Annotated in this window: 19 protein-coding genes; 8 read left to right on the top strand and 11 right to left on the bottom strand. The window is 66.6% G+C overall.

The genetic code is table 11. From position 1 onward, the window contains the following. Positions 1–17 precede the first annotated feature (17 nt). Positions 18–1,184 (bottom strand): glycosyltransferase family 4 protein, encoded by a 1,167-nt coding sequence (locus ACW2Q0_RS01945; protein WP_457186069.1) that lies wholly within the window; start codon positions 1,182–1,184, stop codon positions 18–20. A gap of 226 nt (positions 1,185–1,410) precedes the next feature. On the opposite strand from ACW2Q0_RS01945, the gene ACW2Q0_RS01940 reads away from it, so the two are divergent. Continuing rightward, positions 1,411–2,193 carry a class I SAM-dependent methyltransferase gene (locus ACW2Q0_RS01940; RefSeq protein ID WP_457186067.1) on the top strand — a complete coding sequence of 261 codons (783 nt, stop codon included), beginning with the start codon at positions 1,411–1,413 and terminating at the stop codon, positions 2,191–2,193. Positions 2,194–2,195: 2 nt separating this feature from the next. Here the strand turns inward: ACW2Q0_RS01940 and ACW2Q0_RS01935 are convergent, their stop codons facing one another. Beyond that, positions 2,196–2,495: a hypothetical protein gene (locus tag ACW2Q0_RS01935; RefSeq protein ID WP_457185424.1), complete on the bottom strand. Its 300-nt coding sequence runs from the start codon at positions 2,493–2,495 to the stop codon at positions 2,196–2,198. A 207-nt stretch (positions 2,496–2,702) separates the two neighbouring features. Between ACW2Q0_RS01935 and ACW2Q0_RS01930 the strand changes: the two genes are divergently transcribed. Next, positions 2,703–4,145, top strand: coding sequence for an aldehyde dehydrogenase (locus ACW2Q0_RS01930; protein ID WP_457185422.1), 1,443 nt, complete (start codon positions 2,703–2,705; stop codon positions 4,143–4,145). On the opposite strand, the gene ACW2Q0_RS01925 is transcribed toward ACW2Q0_RS01930, so the two are convergent. Both ACW2Q0_RS01925 and ACW2Q0_RS01920 read right to left on the bottom strand, forming a co-directional pair. After that, on the bottom strand, positions 4,146–4,334 hold the full coding sequence (locus tag ACW2Q0_RS01925; protein ID WP_457185420.1) for a hypothetical protein: 189 nt from the start codon (positions 4,332–4,334) through the stop codon (positions 4,146–4,148). 173 nt (positions 4,335–4,507) lie between these two features. Further along, entirely contained in the window at positions 4,508–4,819 is a 312-nt protein-coding gene (locus ACW2Q0_RS01920; protein ID WP_457185418.1) for a helix-turn-helix domain-containing protein, read from the bottom strand. Between the two features lie 25 nt (positions 4,820–4,844). On the opposite strand from ACW2Q0_RS01920, the gene ACW2Q0_RS01915 reads away from it, so the two are divergent. Next, on the top strand, positions 4,845–5,114 hold the full coding sequence (locus ACW2Q0_RS01915; RefSeq protein ID WP_457185416.1) for a hypothetical protein: 270 nt from the start codon (positions 4,845–4,847) through the stop codon (positions 5,112–5,114). A 359-nt stretch (positions 5,115–5,473) separates the two neighbouring features. On the opposite strand, the gene ACW2Q0_RS01910 is transcribed toward ACW2Q0_RS01915, so the two are convergent. From ACW2Q0_RS01910 to ACW2Q0_RS01895, 4 genes are all read right to left on the bottom strand, one after another. Next, entirely contained in the window at positions 5,474–7,312 is a 1,839-nt protein-coding gene (locus ACW2Q0_RS01910) for a phosphoenolpyruvate carboxykinase (GTP) (RefSeq protein ID WP_457185414.1), read from the bottom strand. A 275-nt stretch (positions 7,313–7,587) separates the two neighbouring features. Further along, positions 7,588–9,126 carry a hypothetical protein gene (locus tag ACW2Q0_RS01905; protein ID WP_457185412.1) on the bottom strand — a complete coding sequence of 513 codons (1,539 nt, stop codon included), beginning with the start codon at positions 9,124–9,126 and terminating at the stop codon, positions 7,588–7,590. A 148-nt stretch (positions 9,127–9,274) separates the two neighbouring features. Beyond that, complete coding sequence (locus ACW2Q0_RS01900; protein WP_457185410.1) at positions 9,275–10,408, bottom strand: hypothetical protein; 1,134 nt, start codon at positions 10,406–10,408, stop codon at positions 9,275–9,277. 89 nt (positions 10,409–10,497) lie between these two features. Next, positions 10,498–11,280 (bottom strand): SDR family oxidoreductase, encoded by a 783-nt coding sequence (locus ACW2Q0_RS01895; protein ID WP_457185408.1) that lies wholly within the window; start codon positions 11,278–11,280, stop codon positions 10,498–10,500. 252 nt (positions 11,281–11,532) lie between these two features. Between ACW2Q0_RS01895 and ACW2Q0_RS01890 the strand changes: the two genes are divergently transcribed. The 4 genes from ACW2Q0_RS01890 to ACW2Q0_RS01875 all read left to right on the top strand — a co-directional run bounded on the left by ACW2Q0_RS01890 (position 11,533) and on the right by ACW2Q0_RS01875 (position 17,371). After that, positions 11,533–12,873 (top strand): lipase family protein, encoded by a 1,341-nt coding sequence (locus ACW2Q0_RS01890; RefSeq protein WP_457185406.1) that lies wholly within the window; start codon positions 11,533–11,535, stop codon positions 12,871–12,873. 81 nt (positions 12,874–12,954) lie between these two features. Beyond that, entirely contained in the window at positions 12,955–13,764 is an 810-nt protein-coding gene (trmB, locus tag ACW2Q0_RS01885; protein WP_457185404.1) for a tRNA (guanosine(46)-N7)-methyltransferase TrmB, read from the top strand. Next, positions 13,764–14,492, top strand: a complete 729-nt coding sequence (locus ACW2Q0_RS01880) for an NYN domain-containing protein (RefSeq protein ID WP_457185402.1) — start codon at positions 13,764–13,766, stop codon at positions 14,490–14,492. The genes trmB and ACW2Q0_RS01880 overlap by 1 nt, the downstream gene beginning before the upstream one ends. Then, entirely contained in the window at positions 14,492–17,371 is a 2,880-nt protein-coding gene (locus ACW2Q0_RS01875) for an MMPL family transporter (RefSeq protein ID WP_457185400.1), read from the top strand. The genes ACW2Q0_RS01880 and ACW2Q0_RS01875 overlap by 1 nt, the downstream gene beginning before the upstream one ends. A 297-nt stretch (positions 17,372–17,668) precedes the next feature. Here ACW2Q0_RS01875 and ACW2Q0_RS01870 read toward each other — a convergent pair whose 3' ends face one another. The 3 genes from ACW2Q0_RS01870 to ACW2Q0_RS01860 are packed head-to-tail and all read right to left on the bottom strand — an operon-like array spanning position 17,669 to position 20,021. After that, positions 17,669–18,370, bottom strand: coding sequence for a DUF1707 SHOCT-like domain-containing protein (locus ACW2Q0_RS01870; protein ID WP_457185398.1), 702 nt, complete (start codon positions 18,368–18,370; stop codon positions 17,669–17,671). A 36-nt stretch (positions 18,371–18,406) separates the two neighbouring features. Continuing rightward, the gene (locus ACW2Q0_RS01865; RefSeq protein WP_457185396.1) at positions 18,407–18,796 is read right to left on the bottom strand and encodes a hypothetical protein; all 390 of its coding nucleotides are present in this window, start codon (positions 18,794–18,796) and stop codon (positions 18,407–18,409) included. Beyond that, entirely contained in the window at positions 18,774–20,021 is a 1,248-nt protein-coding gene (locus tag ACW2Q0_RS01860) for an AI-2E family transporter (RefSeq protein ID WP_457185394.1), read from the bottom strand. The genes ACW2Q0_RS01865 and ACW2Q0_RS01860 overlap by 23 nt, the downstream gene beginning before the upstream one ends. Positions 20,022–20,146: 125 nt before the next feature. Here ACW2Q0_RS01860 and ACW2Q0_RS01855 point away from each other — a divergent pair, with 125 nt between their 5' ends. Further along, positions 20,147–21,697 carry an adenylate/guanylate cyclase domain-containing protein gene (locus ACW2Q0_RS01855; protein WP_457185392.1) on the top strand — a complete coding sequence of 517 codons (1,551 nt, stop codon included), beginning with the start codon at positions 20,147–20,149 and terminating at the stop codon, positions 21,695–21,697. The last annotated feature ends 4 nt before the right edge of the window (positions 21,698–21,701 follow it).

The raw sequence follows: 21,701 nt of genomic DNA, 5'->3' as shown, positions 1-21,701 counted from the left end.
GTACAACCGCAGCCAGATCAGGGTCCAGGTGGGATGAGCCCCGAGGTGTGCTCTCCTCGCGCCGTAGCCGCCAGCACCTCGTACACACCTTTCCCGGTCTGCTCCCAAGAGAATTCACGCGCACGGGCTCGAGCCTTCTCCCCCATGACGGCGCGGACTTCGGTGTCATCGATGAGTTCACCGACGGATTCGCAGAGCTGGCCCACATCGTCGACCAGCACTCCGGTCACCCCGTCGACAATGGAATCGGTGAGTCCGCGCGAACTGCGGTAACCGATCGTCGGTACCCCGTGTTGCGCGGCCTCGATGACCGCGAGACCCCAGCCCTCCTTGCGCGATGGCAGCACGTGGACCCAAGCGCGGGCCAGCAATTCGTGTTTGCGCCGCTCCTCGACGTGGCCGTGAAAGGTGACGGCATCGGCGATGCCGAGGTCGCGAGCGTCGGACTTCAGGTTGTCCGCCCACCATCCGTCACCGATCACATCGAGCCGCAGGCCGGGAATCCGGCTCCGTAGTCGGGCGACAACCGCCAAGGCGTCTTCGATCTGCTTGTGCGGCACCAATCGCGAGAGCACCACGATGCGCGGCTCCTCGGCGCGTGTGTCCGCACAGCCGGTCGGCGCGCCTACCGGAATGGGTTCGGCGCCGTTACGAACCACGGCGATCCGGGAACCGTCCACCCCCAGCGTGGCCAATTCCTCGGCCGAGGGCAGCGAGACGGTCAGGTACTGGTTGTGCCGGTGCACCCGCGGCGAGAGCCGCGATTCGATCCACCAGCCGATCCGCCCGACGAACCGTCCGGCGACCGGCCACTGCTCCCGATGCCCGTGATGCACCAGCACCACCGACGGCGCCTTGGTCACCGCACCGGCGAAAAACGGGATCCCGTTCTGCGTATCGATCACCGCATCGGGCCGCACACCCCGCAGCGGCCCGACGCCGAGCCGTCCGAGTGCGATCGCTGCCAGCGCCCGCGGATAGACGGAGAACCGCCCGCCCGCCCGGCTGATATCGATACCGTCGATTCGCTCCCGCTTCGGCGCACCCGGATAGCGCGCGGTGCGCAGCGTGACCTTGACCCCGCGCGCGGCGAGCTGAGCGCCGACTTGTTCCAGGTACCGTTCGCTGCCGCCGCCCTGGGGGTGTCCGGTGTCACGCCAGCACAGCAGAAAGACTTCGCGCACGGTGAAGCTTCTCTCGGTCAGCAGGTCACGGATATCGCCGTACACCCTAACCCGCGCACCCGGCCGACCAGCCACCACCGCGCCCTTACCAGCAATCGCGCACCGAATGAACAACAACCGACGCCCGCGAGAATTCCCGCGCCGAGTAGGTGGGCCTGCGGTGCGGTGCCCGCGCTATGCGAGACTCTGCGCCGTGTCGACAGCTGAAACCGAGCCAGCCGAGGCCGTGGCGGCGCATGCCGCACGGCGCGGGCAAGCCATATCCCGGTTCGCGCGGCGGGCGACATTGCGGCGGTCGCTGCGGCTGCTCGGCAGCTTCCGGTTCGAGCAGACCGATCCAGCACTGTTCTACGGCGGTCTGGCCGCCGACAGCGCGGCGCTGATCGGCGATTTCTACGAAGACGTCACCGGAGACGGCCTCGATGGCGCGACCATCCTGGATGTCGGCGGCGGCCCCGGCTACTTCGCCGACGAATTCGTCAAGACCGGTGCACGCTACGTCCCCGTCGAGCCCGACCCGTCGGAGATGCACGCCGCCGGGCTTTCGGTGGCAGGCGCGGTCCGCGGATCCGGTATGGCACTGCCGTTCCGCGATAACGCGGTCGACATCTGCTTCTCCTCGAATGTCGCCGAGCATGTGCCACAGCCGTGGGTGATGGCCGACGAAATGGTGCGCGTGACCCGTCCAGGCGGCTTGATCGTGCTGTCGTATACGGTGTGGCACGGTCCGTTCGGTGGCCACGAAACAGGTCCGTGGCACTACCTGGGTGGCGAGTACGCCGCGCGCCGCTATCGTCGCAAGACCGGCCGGGAACCGAAGAACCGCTTCGGCACATCGCTGTTCGCGGTTGGTGCTGCGGACGGGTTGCGTTGGGCGGCAAGCACTTGCGCGGATGTGCGCATCGTGTTCCCCCGCTACCACCCACGCTGGGCCTGGTGGGTGGTTCGCGTACCCGCGTTACGAGAGTTGCTGGTGAGCAATCTGGTGGTCGTGGCGACCAAGCCGTAGCGCTACTTCTCCAGCCAGCCCCGGCGCCAGCTCCGGCGCCCGCACGCGTTGACCGTTGCCGCCCAGGGGGATTCCTGAATGGCCAGACCAACCGTCTCCAGGGCGGTCAGGCCGACCTGATCAGCCAGCATCCCGACCACGGCGACCGCCTCGGCGGCCTGCATCGCGGCCGTGGCCTGCTCGATGGTCAACGTCCGGCCCGGTAGGAAGGAAACCACCCACCCACCTGCGCCGACGCTTTTAGCTTGATGCTCGGTCTGATCACTGGTCATCAGCGACCGACCGATCACTTGCACCGCCATGGCTCTGACTCCCCAATTGCGTAATCGGTTCATGAATCGAGCGAGCTGATCAGTAGCTACAGCATGACCGCTGTAGCAACAGAACGCAATAGTGCGTTCTCTGAAAAGCGAACCGGGAGGTCGGAATTCGCGTCGTTCAGAATGTCGCCGAGCGAAAAAATGAAACACGTTGCAGACAATCAGCCCGCAAAACTGTAACGTGTTCTCATGAACTACGACAGCCTGTTCATCGGCGGCCGCTGGACCGCGCCCGCCGCCGCCGAGCACCTCCAGGTCATCTCGCCCGCGACGGTGGAGCCGGTGGGCAGCGTCCCGATCGTCGGTCGCGCCGATGTCGACGCCGCCGTCGCCGCCGCCCGGCACGCCTTCGACAACGGTCCGTGGCCGTCCACGCCGCCTGCGGAGCGCGCCCAGGTATTGACGCGCGCCGCCCGCCTGATCGAGGAGCGTTCGGCCGATCTGCTGACCACGCTCACCGCGGAAATGGGCGCACCGCAGATGATCGCCATGACGCTCAACCAGATTCCGGCGGTGGCCGCCCTCGACGCGCATGCCGGACTGGCCGAGTCCTTCCCCTGGCACGAGACTCGCACCGGCTTGTTCGGCACCGCGCGGGTCTCGCGGGAACCGCGCGGGGTGGTCGCGGCCGTCACCGCCTGGAATGTCCCGCTGTTCCTGGCGGCCAATAAGCTCGCGCCCGCATTGCTCGCCGGTTGCACCGTCGTACTCAAGCCCGCGCCCCTTACTCCGTTGACCGCCAACAAGATCGGGGAAATCTTCGCCGACGCGGGACTGCCCGAGGGCGTGCTGTCGATCCTGCCCGCCGAGGCGGATGCCGCGGAGTATCTGGTCTCGCATCCGGGCGTCGACAAGATCACCTTCACCGGCAGCACCGCGGTCGGCCGCAAGATCGGCGCGATCGCGACCGGACAGCTCAAGAGCGTGTCGCTCGAACTCGGCGGCAAATCTGCGGCAATTCTGTTGCCGGATATGGATATCACCAATATTCCGGTGCTGGCCTTCTCCGGTCTGATGAACAGCGGCCAGGGCTGCGTCGCGCAGACCCGCATTCTCGCGCCGCGCAGCCGCTACGACGAGATCCTGGACGCGCTGGTCGAGCATGTCAAGACACTGAAGACCGGCGATCCCACCGATCCGGCGACGACCTTCGGCCCACTGATCTCCGAACGGCAGCGCGACCGCGTCGAGGGGTATATCGCCAAGGGCAAGGAAGAGGGCGCGCGACTGGTGCTCGGCGGCGGTCGCCCGGCGGATCTGGACCGCGGTTGGTTCGTCGAACCAACCATCTTCGCCGATGTCGACAACAAGTCGACTATCGCGCAGGAGGAGATTTTCGGCCCGGTCCTGTCGGTGATCCCGTACGAGACCGAGGACGAAGCGGTGGCCATCGCGAACGATTCCGTATACGGCCTCGCCGGCTCTGTCTGGACCGCCGATATCGAGCACGGTGCGGAAATCGCGGCGCGGGTGCGCACCGGCACCTACGCGATCAACTGGTATGCCTTCGACCCGAGCTCGCCGTTCGGCGGATACAAGAACTCCGGCCTCGGCCGCGAGAACGGACCGGAAGGTCTGGACGCGTTCTGCGAGCAGAAGTCCCTGCTCATGCCGATGGGGTGGGCGGGCTAGTCAAGCCCCCTGCGTAACTACCCGGACTACCGGCTGACGGCCCGGTGCGCCGATGATCTCGACCTGCCAACCCGAGGGCAAGGCATCCTGCAGACGTCCGACAGCGCGCCGCAGCGGTGTGCTCGCGGCCGCCGCGACGAAACCGGCGGTCCGCGGCAGCGCCGACGGGCCGATTTCCAGATCGGTCATGTTTCAACCACCTCTCACGCATCGTTCTCATCGCTGGCCGCGGGTATGCGGATTCGCAATTCGAAAGGGAAGTAGCTCAGATCGATCTAATTCAAGTTAACGATTGGCAATCTGGTCGGTCATGAGACGGAAACGAGCGAAGCACAAGCCCCTCCCGGAGCTGACTCCTTATGTCACGAAGTGCGTCCGGGGCAAATAGACCGTAGCGCACCGGCGGACTCCAGATCCGGCAATCCGAAAACATCTGGCGATCGATACCACCAGGAACACGCGTTTATCGACGAGATCCGCCAGCGGCGCAACGACCGGCGACAACCAGCGGGTGTCGCACCGGTGGCCGCGCGCAGATGCACCCGCGGCGCGGTGACGCTGCCGAATCCCGATTGTGCCGCAACAACTTCGACAGGAAGTTCAGTGGTCTCCAGCAATTCTCTGGCACGCACAGTGCGCTGCGCCTCCAACCAGCGCCGCGGCGTCGTGCCCATACTTTCCGCGGGTCAGCGGCGGCAGTTGACTGCCAAGTTGGTTGCGGGAGCGCCCCGGCACGTGGCGGGACAGGTCGCGTTGGCGCTCAGTAGGCGGGGAAGCGGGCGGGTGGACTTCGCGGATCTCGGGCTGCCGGATTCGAAGCTCGCCAAGTCCGCGCGGCACGACTTCAAACAGCATGTGACCCAAGCACTTACGAACGAGGCGGCGGCGGTGCCGAGCGGCCGCGCCCGATGGCTCATCAGAACCGCGAGCTTCCGTCAGCTGATCGCCCGCGCGCCGTTCTCCGAATAGCACTCCGCCACAAACGAACCGCCCGCACCATCGTGAGACAGTGCGGGCGGTGCCGTGGGTTTCAGCGATTACTCGGCCCACGGAACGAGTCTTACGAGCGAACCGTTCACGCCCCATCTCGCGTCCGAGCCGCCGAAGCACATACACCGCAGGCACGAGACCGGCCCGTCCGGCGCGGGTACATCAGGTGCCGAACACCCCACCATCAGCGACCACAACGGAGCGAGTCTTACGAGCGACGTTCGCGGCCCGTCTCGCGTCCGAGCCGTCGAAGCGCATGCGACGAAGTCGCGAGTCTCGACGGCTCGGACGCGAGACAGCAGGGGGCCGCGAACACGCCGCGCCGAAGGCGCGGCAAATTAGACAGAGCCCAGGCGCTCCTTGAGCGCCTCGAACTCGTCGCGCACGCCGGAAGGCAGCTTGTCACCGATGAATTCGAACCACTCCTCGATGAGCGGGATCTCCTTGCGCCATTCCTCGGCGTCGACGGCGAGCGCCTCGTCGACATCGACGGGGTCGACCTTCAACCCCTCCAGGTCGAGCTGGGCCGCAGTGGGCACATTGCCGATCGCGGTCGGCTCGGCCTGCGCCGAACCCTCGATGCGGCCGACGATCCACTCCAGCACGCGGGAGTTCTCGCCGAATCCGGGCCACAGGAAGCGGCCGTCGCCACCGCGACGGAACCAGTTGACGTAGAAAATCTTCGGCAGCTTGTTCGCATCGGCGTTCTTGCCGACATTGATCCAGTGGTTCAGGTAGTCACCGACGTGGTAGCCCATGAACGGCAGCATCGCCATCGGGTCGCGGCGCACGGTGCCGACCTTGCCCTCGGCGGCGGCGGTCTGCTCGGACGACAGGGTCGCGCCCATGAAGACGCCGTGCTGCCAATCGAAGGATTCGGTCACCAGCGGAACCGTGGTCTTGCGGCGGCCGCCGAACAGAATGGCCGAGATCGGCACACCCTGCGGGTCGTCCCATTCGGGAGCCAGAATCGGGCACTGCGACATCGGCGTGCAGTACCGCGAGTTCGGATGGGCGGCAAGGGTTTCGGTCTCCCGCAGATACCAGTCGTTACCCTTCCAGTCGATCAGGTGATCGGGCTCGCCCTCCAGACCCTCCCACCAGACGTCACCATTATCGGTGAGCGCGACATTGGTGTAGACCGTATTGCCCGCCTCGACGGTCGCCATGGCGTTCGGGTTCGAGCTGCGGTTGGTGCCCGGTGCGACGCCGAAGAAGCCGTACTCTGGATTCACCGCGTACAGGCGGCCGTCCTTGCCGAAACGCATCCAAGCGATGTCATCGCCCAGGGTCTCCGCGCGCCAGCCGGGAACCGTCGGCTGGATCATCGCGAGGTTGGTCTTGCCACAGGCGCTCGGGAAGGCCGCGGCGATGTAGTACGCCTTGTTCTCCGGGGAGATCAGCTTGAGGATCAGCATGTGCTCGGCCAGCCAGCCCTCGTCGTGGGCCATGGCCGAGGCGATGCGTAGGGAGTAGCACTTCTTGCCGAGCAGCGCGTTGCCGCCGTAGCCGGAGCCGTAGCTCCAGATCTCGCGGTCCTCGGGAAAGTGGGTGATGTACTTGGTGTCATTGCAGGGCCACGGCACATCGGCCTGGCCGTCGGCCAGCGGTGCGCCGACGGAGTGCAGCGCCTTCACGAACGGCTTATCGGTGCCGAGCTTGTCCAGCGCGGCGGTGCCCATGCGGGTCATCACGCGCATCGAGACCACGACGTATTCGGAGTCGGTGATCTCGACGCCCAGCTTGGGGTCCTCGGCACCGAGCGGGCCCATGCAGAACGGCACCACGTACATGGTGCGGCCCCGCATCGAACCGCGGTACAGCTCGGTCATGGTGGCGCGCATCTCGGTGGGGTCGACCCAGTTGTTGGTCGGACCCGCGTCGGCCTCGGTCTTCGAACAGATGTAGGTGCGGGATTCGACACGCGCCACATCGGAGGGGTCGGAGAGGGCGAGGAACGAGTTCGGCTTCTTGTCCTCGTTGAGCTTCTTGAAGGTGCCCGCCGCAACGAGCTGAGTGGTCAGCCGATCCCACTCTTCGTCGGAACCGTCCGCCCAGACCACTCGCTCTGGCTGAGTGAGTTCTGCGACTTCCTGTACCCAGGCGAGTAGTTCGCTGTGCTCGGTCGGCTGCTTGCCGTCGGAATCGCGAAGACCAGGAATGGTCGCTGAGGTCATGAAAACTCTCCTGAGATGGGCGGATCACGGTGTTCCCGCCTGGGCTGACCATATCGAGCGACCAGCGAGCAGTCGCTACGGCAAGGCCCATGACCAGCGCGAACACACCGAGCGCCACCGTTGGCGGGAAGGCACCCGCTACGACCAGTCGAAAGCGCGTCATGGCTGGACCGCGTACAAGGACGAAGCGGACGCCCAGGTTCCTGCCTAAGAGGTTAACGCGATGTGACGACCAGTACGGAATCGGGTTCCCTCAGGAGTACCCACTAAGTTACCTAATCGAGAGAAGTCCGATACCGATCGAGGATGGCGATATCGCGTTCGCAGGCGGCGAGTTGCCCCGGTTGTTCGGCAGCGGCGCGGCGCAGTCTGGCCTCCAATTCGGCCACCTGACGGTCGATTTCGACGACTCGCTCGGTGCTCGCACGCATGACGCGCTCCGATAGCGCGGTCTCCGATTCGACCAGTGCGGTGGCGACGCGCTGCTCCAACTGGGCCTTCACATTCACTAGTGCGTCGGAGACCCACTGCCGAAGGTGCGCGCGGTCGGCGACCTGGCCGCGGGCCCGCACCACCCAGGCCGCCGCACCCGCTCCTAGCAGCAGCGTCACCGGAACGGTCGCGAAATCCAGGGTCGGCACGAGCGAGAGCGGGGCGACCAGTAGGCGGCCGATGCCGACCCCAGCGGATGCGCCGAGCGCGATCATGAGGTGATCTTCGACACCTCGATGCCTCGGCTCCGGATCCGGGCCGACACGCGGGGCCGGATCGCGCCGGCGCGGCGGTATACCGCAGTTGTTTTCCGGCACCGCACCGAGGCGATCGGCGAGCTCGAGCAACCGCTGATCGGTGGTTCCGTCCACGAGACCGGTCAGCTCGTGCACCGCCTGCTGCAGGCGTTCGGGATAGCCGCCGAATTCGGAGCGGCGCAGCCGATCGAGTTCGCCACGGGCGGCGGCGTGCAGCGCGCGGACCCTGGCCCCGACATCGGTCATCAGATCGACCCTGGCCAGGTGCAATTGGCTGCGCAGGGTGGACATGGCGGTGGCTCGCCCGCCGTCGCGGCCCGCGAGCAGTACCGCGCGCTCCTCGCGCCACTGGATCGGCTCCGCGCCCGAGCGCAGCACCGTGACCTGTTCGCCGACCCGTCGGCGGGTATCGGTCAGCACGCGCGCGGTGACGGCGGTGACCCGATCGTCGGAACTCGCGGCGGCCGTCGCCGCCGCGAGTTCCGCATGCAGCGCGCCGAGTCCAGACCGATCGATCAGACCCGCATTGTCGGCCGCGCGCCCCGCCACCGCGAGCCGCGCCGATACCGGCACGATCTCCAGATCGTCGATGCCCTGGGCAGCGAGCAGTTCGAGGTTGTGCGCCTGCACGGCGCGCCAGTCCTGGTAGGCGTGGATGCCGTTCATGGCGAGCAGGATCCGGGTGCCGTCGGCGCGTAGCCGTTGCACCACACGCAGGGTGTCCGCGCCGACGACGCTGCCCGCGTCCAACAGCATCAGAGCGACCGCCGAAGGCGCATTACCCGACGGCGACGTGGTCTCCACCGCCGCGCTCGCATCGGGCGCCGGATCCGACAGCGCGATCCGCGGCTCGAACCGCGCCAACTCGGTCCGCAACAAGCTCGTATTGGAATCATCCGGCCCGATCAACGTGACCGCCGCCGCCACCCCCGTCCCCCGCACAGCTCGTAGGAGCGCCATCCCCTGCGGGTTCCACCGCGCGATTACCGCCTCGACCTCCGGAGTCGGCGAGGACTTGTCGGAATCGGGCGGCGATCCCCTCGCGGCCTCGGTCGAACCCGGCACGTCCCCACCTGATGCAGTCACCGAACCGGTCGGTGGCGAGGCCGTATCAGGTGGGCAACCACTGCTGGATCCGAGTGGCGCAGCAGCGGATTCCGAGCGCTCGGGCGTATCCGAGACCGAAGACCGCGTGCGCGCGGAATCCGGTGGTTCAGAGTCCGGCACTGCTCATCCGTTCCCATAGCCGGATGTAGCCGTTGTGGACGCGGAGGGCGGCGCGACGGGCGGCGGGGGACATATCGCTGGAGACCACGGCACGCCAACGGGCGGCACGGGCGAGGGCGTCGTCGGCATCGGCGGGTGCGGGTGCGGGATATCCGGCGGCCAGGTGGGCGACCTCCGGGTAGGCCAGGCCCGCGCAGAGGCCGAGCCAGAGCGCGTCGTCGCCGAAGAGGTAGTCCTCCAACATCTCGCGCGCGTTCGCGCCGTCGACGGGTACGGCGCGGGCGGCGAGGCGGGCCAGTTCGTCGAGGAGTTCGCCGCCGCGCAGTGCCGAGACCTGTTCGTAGCGGCGGTGCAGTAGACGGTGCAGCGGATCTACACCGCTGGCCGCGTGCATGATCTGCAGCAGTGCGTGCGGACCGAGTTCGGGGTCCTGGCGCAGCGCGGACAACGCGCAGGTCACGCCGTACAGATCCCAGCGCTGCAGCAGTTCTTCGCGCTCGGCGACATCCGGTCCGGCCGATGCCGCGACGAACAGGTCGGGCGACAGCGTGAGCGCCGGATCCGCGGTGTCGGCCAGGCGGCGCAACGTGGCCAGATCGGCCTCGCTCAGCGCACCGGCCCTGGTCCGCACGGCCAGCGAGGCAACCACCGGCAGTGTGATGGTGCCCAGGTCACCGCTGTACTGCTCGGCGGCGGCGACCGCATCGCCCCAGCGCGACCCGATGGCATCGGCCTTGTTCAGCACCACGACGGTGCGCCCCGGCGGCAACTGCGACAGAATCCGCCGGTCCGCGGGCTGGGGTGCACCGGAGAGGACGTAGACGACAATGTCGGCATCGAGTTCGGGATCGGCCACACCAGGTTCATCGATCGGCGCGGTCTCCACCGCCGACATCAACGCCAGCGCGTGCAGCACGGTGCTCCGCCCGGTATGTGCCCGCCCGGTCACCTGGATGCGCGGCGGTCGCCGCCACCGCGCGATGGCGGTCCCCACCTGGCCCACGATCCGCGGATCGGCACCCGAGCGCAACGTCGCGAGCAGCTGGTCGAGTTGGTCGAGCTCCCGTGCGGGTCCGCCCGGTCGGATCCGGGGTCCGTCGGATTCGGTGGCTGTCGGCAAAGCTGCACACCCCCTTTTCGGTGCGCCATTCTTGCAGACGTGCCGCGCGTACGGGCCGCCAGCGACTGCTTGCCCGCGCTGGAAAAGGATCAGCTGCCGCTCAAGTATTTGTTCACGCTACGCACGGCCCAGTTGGGCGCGTATTTCGCGGCGGTCGCCAATACCTTTGCCTGCGCGCCGATTTCGTAGTGCACGCGCGGCAGCCGTCCGCGCTTGCGGGTCACGTCCCAGATCCCCTGCGCGACATCCGCGGCGCTCAGGTGCACGCCGAGCGATCTGCTCGAGGCGGTGTCTACGCCGCCCACCATGGCGGTGGCCACGAACAGCGGCCACACCGCGATTACCCGGATATCGTGCCGTTCCCATTCGAGATCCAGTGCCTCCGTGAGGCTTTTGACCGCGGACTTCGTCGCACCGTAGCTGGCTAGTTCGGGCTGACCGTAGATCGCTGACGCCGAGCACAGATTCACCACCTGTGCTCCCGGCGTATCACGCAGATAACCGAACGCGGCATGCGTACCCGCTATCACTCCGCCGAGGTTGACGTCGATGATCGCCTGGTGGGTGGCCAGATCGAGGGATTCGAACCGACCCGCGCGCAGGATGCCCGCATTGTTGACGAGGATGTCGAGCCGGTTCTGGTCACCGTTGAACTCCGCGAGACGCTCGGCCCAGTGCGTGTCGTTCGTCACATCCAGCACCCCGGTGCGCATACTGCCATTGGCGGCGTTGATGTCGGCCGCGAGCCTGGTCAGCCCCACTTCATCGATATCGTATGCACCGACGTGATACCCCTGTGCAGCGAAAAGTAGGGCCGTGGCCCGGCCGATCCCCGCCGCCGCACCGGTGATGAACACAGTCGGTCTGCTCATGCGCGCAGTCTAGTGCGGGACAAGCCCCCTACCTCGGGGTTCCCACAGATGCCCGGGTAACTTAATCTGACCCGATGGTCGGCACCATCGTCGGTGCGCAGCTTCGCTTCTCGAACCCGCGGCGCGAGCAACGGGACCGAAGGCGGTAGCTTGCGTAACCACGCAGGTCCCCGGGAGCGCCGCAATCGAACACCGGAGGCCGACCAGGCGGAATGCGTTCCGCCCGTGCCGGATCTCGATGAGGAGGTTGCCGTGACCGTTGATGTCATCGGTGCTACTGAGCCGGACGCGTCCGGCGCGGACAAGCCACTGCTACCCAGTAGCGATCCATTCCTCCGTCCGCCGAAAGGCTTCGCGGCTCGTCCGGCGGGGACCATCCTGCGCAGCCGTCGCGTCGAACTCGCACTGTTCGGTCTTGTGCCGCAGCAGGTCTCGGCCTGGCAGCTGCTCTACCGCAGCTGTGATATGCACGGCACGCCGGAGGCGGCGGTCACCACCGTGCTGCTGCCGCTCGATGCCGACCCGGACGAGGACCGCCCACTGCTGGCCTTCCAGACCGCCATGGACGCGATCGCCGAACGGTGTTCCCCGTCCTACGCATTGCGACGCGGTTCGCACGCACTCGGCTCGGTTACCCAGTTCGAATGGATGCTGGTGGCCAATGCACTGCGCCGGGGCTGGGCGGTGAGCATCGCCGATCATGAGGGCCCGCACGGGAATTTCGGCGCACCACGCGAGCCCGGTTACCGCGGACTCGACGGGATCCGCGCGGCGTTGCGCTTCGCACCGCTGGGTCTGCGGCCCGATACCCGGATCGCGGTCTGGGGTTATTCCGGTGGCGGTATGGCCAGTTCGTGGTTGGTCGAGATGGCGCCGACCTACGCGCCCGAACTCGATATCGTCGGCGCGGTGCTCGGCGCGCCGGTCGGCGATCCGGGCCAGGTCTTCACCCGGCTCAACGGCGGGCGCTACGCCGGACTGCCCGCCATCGTGGTCGCGGCGCTGCGCAGGCTCTATCCGGCGTTGGCCGCGGTCTTCGACAGCGATTGCGATGCCGAGGGCCACCGGCTCATCGCACGCGCCGAACGGTCGACACCGTTGGCGGCGGTGCTCGGCCTCATCAATAGAGATGTCGGCCACCATCTGTGCCGTCCGCTCGACGAGGTGCTCGCCGCGCCCGATATGCAGGCCATGCTCGATGACCTGCGCCTCGGTCACTCCATCCCGACCTGCCCGCTGCTGGTGGTGCAGCCGGTGCACGACCAGATCATCCACGTGGACGGCGTCGACGGCCAGGTCGAGCGTTATCGCCGCGGCGGCGCGCAAGTCACCTATGTGCGCGACCGGCTCAGCGAACACTTCTCGCTGCTCCCGCTGGCCACCCCGATCAGCCTGGACTGGCTCAGCGATCGACTCGCCGGAGAACCGGTCCGCGATGTCGGCGACAGCACGGTGTGGTCGGTCGCCGCCTCGCCGACCGGGGTGCGCGGACTGTGGGAAATGCTTGGCACCGCGGTCAAGGTGACACTGGGCAAGCCGCTACGTCAGCAGGGCGCGCCCGCGACTCGAATCCCCCGCGTACGCGCCGCATAACCGGGCGCGCGCCGCCGTCTCGGATGACCCGCAAGCGATCCGCTACGACCGCTTGCCGACCGCATCCTGCGATGCTGGACAATGGACCGTGTGAACGACGCCGCGAACCACACTGCCGAGTCAGTTCCCGGACCGCCGTCCACAGCCGCGGCTCCGGCGGACGGTGGATCCCGAAAGGGCTCGGGCTCTCGCCTGTACCCCCGAGTGACGAGCTTCCGCTCGCGCCGGGGCGCACTCACCGCGACCCAGCAGCAATCCTGGGATCGCACCTGGCCGAAAATCGGCCGCGATGTGGCGGATGAACCGCTCGACGCCGCAGCCTGGTTCGGCCGTGACGCCCCGCTCGTCATCGAGATCGGTTGTGGGACAGGCACCGCCACCGCCGCGATGGCACAGGCGGAACCGCGGCTGAATCTCCTCGGCATCGAGGTCTATCAGCCCGGTCTCGCGCAACTGGTGCAGCGCATCGAGCGCGAACACATCGACAACATTCGCCTGCTGCGCGGCGACGCCGTCGATGTGTTGGAAAACATGATTGCCGAGCAGTCGCTCACGGGCGTACGGGTCTTCTTTCCCGACCCGTGGCCCAAGGCGCGACACCACAAGCGGCGGCTGTTGCAGCCCGCGGCCTTCGCATTGATCGCCAGTCGCCTGCGGCCCGGCGGTGTGTTGCATGTCGCGACCGACCACGCCGATTACGCCGAGTTCATCGCCGCGGTCGGCGCCGCGGAACCGCAGCTCATCGGCCTGAACGAGACCACGGGAGGGGTCAGCGCCGAGCACCGCGACAGTGCGCCGATCGGTTTCGAAAGGCCCGTCACGAAATTCGAAGGCAAGGCACATCGCGCCGGAAGCGCCATCAACGAGTTCATATGGGGGAAGATCGAATGATGAGTGTCGGTGAAATGGCCCATGCGGTCGTGGATGTTGCCGGGGAGGTGCACGGAACCGGATCCGAGGCGATCGGCGCGGTTACGCCCGATGTGCGGCGGGTGCTGTTGGTCTGGGACGCCCCGAACCTCGACATGGGGCTGGGGGCGATCCTCGGCGGCCGCCCGACCGCCGCCTATCGACCGCGCTTCGACGCGCTCGGCCGCTGGCTGCTCGCGCGCACCGCCGAACTATCGGTAGGCAGCGTGACCAGGGTCGAACCGGAAGCGACCGTCTTCACCAATATCGCGCCCGGCACCGCGGATGTGGTGCGGCCGTGGGTGGAGGCGTTGCGCAATGTCGGCTACGCGGTCTTCGCCAAGCCCAAAATCGATGAGGACTCCGATGTCGACGCGGATATGCTCGCGCACATCGAGCTACGCAGCCGCGGCGCCGGGCTGGCCGGCATCATGGTCGCCTCCGCCGACGGCCAGGCATTCCGCGAACCGCTCGAACGATTGGCCGCCAACGGAATCCCTGTTCAGATACTCGGCTTCCGTGAGCATGCGAGTTGGGCTGTAACTTCCGATACCCTCGAGTTCATAGATCTCGAGGACATCCCGGGCGTGTTCCGTGAACCACTGCCCCGGGTCAGCCTCGACTCGCTGCCCGACGAGGGTGCCTGGCTGCAGCCGTTCCGGCCGCTGTCGGCACTGCTCACCTCTCGCCCTGCCCAAGGAGTCGCTTAGTGTTCACACGCTGGGGCGATCTGGTCTATCGGCTGCGCTTCGCCGTCATCGGCATGGTCGCGGCCGCACTCTTGGCACTCGGCGGTTACGGCCTCGGCTTGGAAGACCATCTCAGCTCCAGCGGGTGGGACGACCCGACGTCGCAATCGGCCGAGGCGGCCAAGTTGTCCGACGCGGCGTTCGGACGTGATCACACCAGTGATGTGATCGTGCTCTACACCGCACCGGACGGTAAGACGATCGATGATCCCGCATTCCGGCAGCAGGTCGTCGACAGTCTCAACAAGCTGCCGCGCGAACATCCGGATGAGATCGCCAAGGTCAACGGCGCCTACTGGCAGACCGAAACCGGCCCGGCATCACCGCTGATATTCGGTTCGAAGGATAAGAAGTACACCTTCGCCTCGATCGCCATCCAGGGCGATAACGACACCGATATGGTGCGCAACTTCCGGAAAGTGAAGGATGTCTTCGCGATTCCGGGCGTCGATGTGCAGGTCGCGGGTCTGCAGGCGGTGGCGGGCACGCTGAACGACACCATGGCCGCCGACCAGAAGCGGATGGAGATCCTGGCCATCCCAGCGGTCGCGGTGCTGCTGTTCTTCATCTTCGGTGGTGTGGTCGCGGCGGCGCTGCCGCTGATCGTCGGTGGTCTCACCGTGATCGGCGCCTGGGGCATCGTGCGGTTCGTCACCGGGTTCACCGAGGTCAACTCGTTTGTTTCGCCGGTCGTTTCGATGATCGGCCTGGGTCTGGCCATCGACTACGGCCTGTTCATCGTGAGCCGGTTCCGGGAGGAACTCGCCGAAGGCTACGACACGCGCGCGGCGGTGCGCCGTTCGGTGATGACCGCGGGTCGCACCGTCGTGTTCTCCGCGACCATGATCATCGCCAGCCTCGGCGGCATGCTGCTATTTCCGCAGGGCTTCCTCAAATCGATCGCCTACGGCTCCATCGCGACCGTTTCGCTGGCCGCGCTGACCGCCATCACCATCCTGCCCGCGATGCTGAGCCTGCTCGGGGCGCGGGTGGATATGCTCGGGCTCAAGCGATTCCGCCGGACCAAGACCGCCGAGGAAGTCGAGAACAGCCTCTGGGGCAAGTCGACCCGCTGGGTGATGCAGCATCCGCTCAAGATCGCCATCCCGATCTGCATCCTGTTGCTGCTGCTGATCATTCCGGTCAAGAATCTGGCTTTCGGCGGCATCAACGAGCGGTATCTGCCACCGGATAATGCGACTCGGCTCGCGCAGGCGAAGTTCGACTCGATCTTCCCGCTACGCAAGTCCGATCCGATCCAGCTCGTATTCGTCTCCGCCAACAGCACCGATGTCGGCAAGGTGTGGACCGCGGCCAAGCAGGCGCCCGGTTTGAACGGCACTTTCGACGTGCCGTCACGCTCGAGCTCAGACCCCAACGTCTATCGCACCAGTGCGACGCTCGCGGATTCGGAGAATCCGGATCCGACCATCGAGTATCTGAACTCCCTCGACGTTCCGGACGACGTACAGATGTACGTCGGCGGGCAGCCCGCGATCCAGAAGGACAGCATCGACGCGCTGCTGCACCGGATGCCGTTGATGATCGCGCTGGTGCTGTTCGTCACCACGCTGTTGATGTTCCTCACCTTCGGCTCCCTGGTGCTGCCGATCAAGGCCGCGCTGATGAGCGCGCTCGGATTGGGTTCCACGCTCGGCATTTTGACGTGGATCTTCATCGACGGACATGGCGCGAGCCTGTTGAATTTCACGCCGCAGCCGATCATGTCGCCGGTGCTGGTGCTGATCATCGCGGTTATCTATGGTCTTTCGACCGACTACGAGGTATTCCTGTTGTCGCGCATGGTCGAAGCGCGCACGATGGGGGCTTCGACCACCGAGGCGGTTCGCATCGGTACCGCGCAGACCGGACGCATCATCACCGCGGCGGCGCTGATCCTGCTCGTGGTGACCGGCGCGTTCGCGTTCTCCGATCTGGTCATGATGCAGTATCTGGCCTACGGCATGATCGCGGCGCTGTTCATCGACGCCACGATTCTGCGCATGCTGCTCGTCCCGGCCACCATGAAACTGCTCGGCGACGACTGCTGGTGGGCACCGACGTGGATGAAGAAGGTGCAGCAGAAGGTCGGGCTCGGCGAGCCGATCCTGGACGATGAGCGTCCCGGCGGGGGCGAGGTCGTCGACTTGGTGAAGACCACGCCGATTACCGATCCGGTGACGATGCAGATGCCCGCGCTCACCGATAACGCCACTACGCGTGCACGGTCGCCGCGGCGGCCACGCACGGTCGAAGAGATCGAGGCGGAGGCGCCGACCCGGCATTTCGCGAAGCTCCCGCCCGAGCCGACGGTGCCGCCGCGGCCGCCCGTCACGCCGCACGATCCGACTCGGCCGCGGGCGAGTTCGCCGTTGCATGCGGCACCGCCCGGGCCACTCGCGCCGCCGTCCGGGCAGACCGCGTCGGGTTTGCCGTCCGGGCAGACCGCACCGCCTGAGCCGGGGACGTCGGCTGGGCCGACCACACCGCCCGGGCAATCGACGCCGCCCGGACCCGATCCCATTCGGCCGCGGCAGATTCCGACGATTTCGGAGGCGGCCGAGCCGACTCGTCCGATACCGCCGTCGCCGACGCCACCCTCGCCGCCGGTTCAGCCGACGCAGATCCCGGACCATCCGACCCACCATGCGGCACCGCAACGGCCAGCCGCTTCGAACGATGATGCGGCGGAGGAGAACCGCAGCAGCATCGAGAACTGGATGGCCGAGCTGAGGTCCAACCGTCGCCGCATCGGCCATCCCGACGAAGGTCGCCACCACAGCGCGGACGGGCGGACGGTCAGCGTCAATGAGCTGCTGCGGCGTCGGGATCGCGAGTAACACGTTGTGCGGCACCGGCTTTCGCTGCTGAATCCCGGCTTGCGACACCGGCTTCGGCGGCGCGGTGCTGCTGCGGCACCGACGAACGGTTCGGGAAATCGACGTATGCGAGCGTACGCCCGTGACCTGGTGGATCGCGTTGATTACCGGGGATCGGGTGGTATTCGGAAGACGCCGGGGATGGTTCGCTGCTCGCAAGGCGCACCGCGAACACCCGGCCGCCGAGCTGAGCAATCGGCGCGTGCTCAGGCTTGCGCGCGCACAGCGATCCACACCCGCACTGCAGCGAGTCCGTCTCTAGCTACCCATCAGCTTGCGCCACTGAGCGCGCAGGGAGTGTTTGGCGGTGATCGAGCCGAAGCGGATCCGGCCGTGCACGACGATGTGCAGGGGGCCGAGGGGTGGGCCGGTGCGGACCTTGTTGTTGACGCTGGAGCCGATCAGGTCGACGGCATTGAGGTCGACGGTGGCCTCGGTGGGGACGATCAGCGTCAGCGAGCTGAGGTAGTCGTCGACGTGCACCTCGACGACTTGGGTGGACATGATCGCCTCGGTGAAATCGAGGGTGACGCCGGAGAGCCAGTTGTTCAGATGCAATGCGGGCGCCACCTGCCAGGGGCCACGGCGATTGACGCCGGACAGGCGGCTGCGGATCACATTACCCGGCATGACCTGCGACGGGGCCGAGAGCGGCGGGGAGACCCGCTTGGTAAAGGCGGGCGCGGCATTGACGAATGTCGAGGCCGGTGCGGCGGACTGGCCGACGAGTCGCACGCCGGGCAGGTCGATCAGTACGGCATTGAGTTCGCCGCGGGTCTTGGCGGCCAGCGCGGTATCCATCCGCTCGGTGAACTCCCCGAGGGAGAGCATGCCGAGCCCAACCGCTCGCTGCAACAGTTGACCGACATGTTCGCGTTCGACATCGGAGACGCGCAACTCACGATCGCCGACCACGTCACCGGAGCCGACACCGTTGGATACCGATTCGGGTCCACCCATGAATCCGAGATTACCGAGCCCAGCACCCCCGACGCATCAGGGCAATCCCCGAGTCCCACCTGCTCGGCCCCAGCTCACCCGATCTGATCCACCGGACACACCACGCACCACGGGCCGCGCAGAATCGCCGCGGAGACAACGGCATTGGCGACCCACAGCGTGGTCGGCGGCGTCTGATGCCCGCGATACAAAGTGCCACCGCGAGAGCATGAATGCCGACGCACCGGGCCAGACCGCCATCACCGCGATAAGCACCCAACTCAGCTGCTGATGCTGGTAATGCCGCGCCGAGGCGAGCTGCTGGCCGACCGCGTAGCGCAGCGTGACCAACCACAATGCCCGCACCGCACGCCGCAGCGGCGCGGTAGCCGCGTCATCGGCGCTCAGCTCGGCTGCGCCGACCTCAGACGGGCCCGGCCGCGTCATCCGAGCGGTCCTCCCGGGTCAGCTCCCGTTCCAATGTCGCGTCCACATCGAACCGGCCGGGCTTCGGTTCATCCGGCTCCACCGCATATCTTCGCCCCTCGTCGCTGGTGTGCAATTCCTCGAACGCCTCTTCCGGACTTTCCGCCAGCAGCGACCGGATCGCGGTATTCATCACCGCGACGAACGGCACCGCCAACAGACCGCCGGCGATCCCGCCGACCACGATGCCCGCGGCAATGGACAGCACCACCGCGAGCGGATGGATGCTCACCGCCCGCCCGAGCAGCAATGGTTGCAGCACATGGCTTTCGAGCTGCATCACCGCGATGATGATGCCGAGCACGATTACCGCGGTCACCCAGCCCTTGGTCACCAATGCGATGAATACCGCGATCGTCCCGGCCAGAAACGCACCGACGATCGGGATGAACGCGCTGATGAATACCAGCGAGGCCAATGGCAGTGCCAGCGGCACCCCGAGGATCGCCAGGCCCGCGCCGATGCCGATGGCATCGACGAGGGCCACCACCACGGTCGCGCGGACGAATCCGACCAGCGTGCCGAAGCCGAGTTGTCCCGCGGTGCGCACCTTTTCCCGGTGCGGGGTCGGCACGATCCGGGTCACGAAGTGCCAGACCTGATCGCCGCCGTAAAGGAAGAAGATAAGAATGAACAGCGTCAAGAACGCGCCGGTGAGCACATGCCCGATCACCGTCGCGGTGGTCAATGCCCCGCTGGTAAGACCTTCTCTGTTCGATTGGATCGTTTTGATGATCGTGTCGCCCGCATTCCGAATCTGCTCATTGCTCAGATGCAGCGGACCATTGATCAGCCAGTCCTGAATCTCGTGCACGCTGTGGGTGATTTCGTCGGACAGCTGCGGTACGCCCTCGATGAACTGCTCGACGACGAAGGTCATGATCCCGGCGACCACCCCGAGTGATCCGACCAGCGCGACGAAGACCCCCACAGACCTCGGCACCCCGAGCCGCTGCATCCAATCCACCAGCGGCGCCAGCAATGCGGCGGCCAGTAGGCCGATGGCCAGCGGTATCACCACCGTCGCCAACTTCTGCACCACCATCGAGAGCGCGATCAGCGCGGCGAACATCACCAGCAGCCGCCACGCCCATTCAGCGGAAACTCGGACGAATGGGTGTACAGAATCAGCAGCCGACCGCGCAGCAGTGGCTTTTCCGAGAGCACTTACCTTCTGGTCGGTCACCTCCGCGAGCCTAATGGCCACAGAGCGCCGCGAACATGCTCGGATGATCCGAACGCTAGATTGGTCATCGTGTCAGCGCCCCTGGAAGCAATACCGAACACACTTCCTACACCACGGTAAGAAGCATGGAACACGCACACCTGGAAGCGGTCAAACAGACCATGCGAACGCGCTGGCCGCTGTACCTGACATCGATGCTGTTGGCCAATGCCTTCGGCGCGGTGCTGGTGTGGGCGTTCATCCAATACGGACTCCCGGTTCCCGAAGGTGCAGCGGCCGGTGCGCGAAGCACCGGCCTGGTAATTCCCGGTCTGGTCTTCACCACCGGTGGTTTGCTGAGCCTGGCCGCTTCGGCGCTCATGCTGCGTCCGGTCATGCGCTGGCAGATGCGCGGTGGGCCGCCGAGTCATCAGGAGCAGATGGCCGCACTGCACGCACCGTTGCGCCAGGCGATCCTGCATCTGGTGCTGTGGTTGATCGGCGGCGCCATTCTGGCGGCCACCATCATCGTGGACGCGCCGGCGCTGGCGGGCGCGGTCATCGTCACCGAAATTATGGCCGCGACGATTGTCTTCGGTTTCACCTACATGCTCGGCGAACGGATTCTGCGCCCGGTCGCCGCGCAGGCCCTCGCCGAGGGCTCGTTCAACCACACGCTGACGCCGGGCGTCGGCACCAGGATGGGGATGACCTGGGGGATGGGCACCTTCGCCCCCACCATCGCCATCGTGCTGCTGTGCGTCACCCAGATCTCGTCGAACGTGAAGTTCTCCGCGCAATCGCTGGCCATTTCCATTCTGCTGCTGTGCGGCGTGGTGATCATGCAGGCGCTGGCGCTGTCGATGCTGACCGGATCCAGCATCTCCGACCCGGTGCGCCAGCTAAGCCAGGCCATTGATCGGGTGCAGGAGGGGGCGCGCGATGTGCAGGTCGAGGTGTTCGACGGCAGTGAGATCGGACTGCTGCAGGTCGGCTTCAACCGCATGATGGAAGAGGCCGCCAAGCGCCGCCAGTTGCAGGAACTCTTCGGCCAGCATGTCGGCGAGGAGGTGGCTCAGCGCGCGCTGGACTACGGCACCGAACTCGGCGGCGAGACCCGATTCGTCGCGGTGCTGTTCGTCGATATGGTCGGGTCCACCGCGACCGCCGCGGAGCGACCGCCGACCGAGGTGGTCAGCCTGCTCAATGAGTTCTTCCGCATCGTGGTCGACGTGATCGATCGGCACCACGGCTTTGTCAATAAGTTCATGGGTGATGCCGCACTGGCGATTTTCGGCGCACCGCTGGACCGCCCGGACGCGCCGACCGCCGCCCTGGCCGCCGCCCGTGAGCTGCGCGAAGTCCTGCGCGAGGTGCCCGGACTAGATATCGGCATCGGCGTTTCCGCGGGCCTGGCCGTCGCGGGGAATATCGGTGCCGCGAACCGTTTCGAATACACCGTGATCGGCGATCCGGTGAACGAGGCATCGCGCCTGACCGAACTGGCCAAGGATCGACCCGGCCGCGTACTCGCCTCGGGCAGCGCGCTGTATTTCGCCGATGCGGGCGAGCAGGACTTCTGGCTGACGGGCGACGAAGTTCAACTGCGCGGGCGGCGGCGAAAGACCAGGTTGACATGGCCGAAGGATGGTGCGCACGTCGATGCGGACAGCGAATCAGTCGGTTCGTTAGGCTGACCGC

Source organism: Nocardia citri (assembly GCF_054065835.1).
This window is presented reverse-complemented; position numbering and strand designations above follow the sequence as displayed.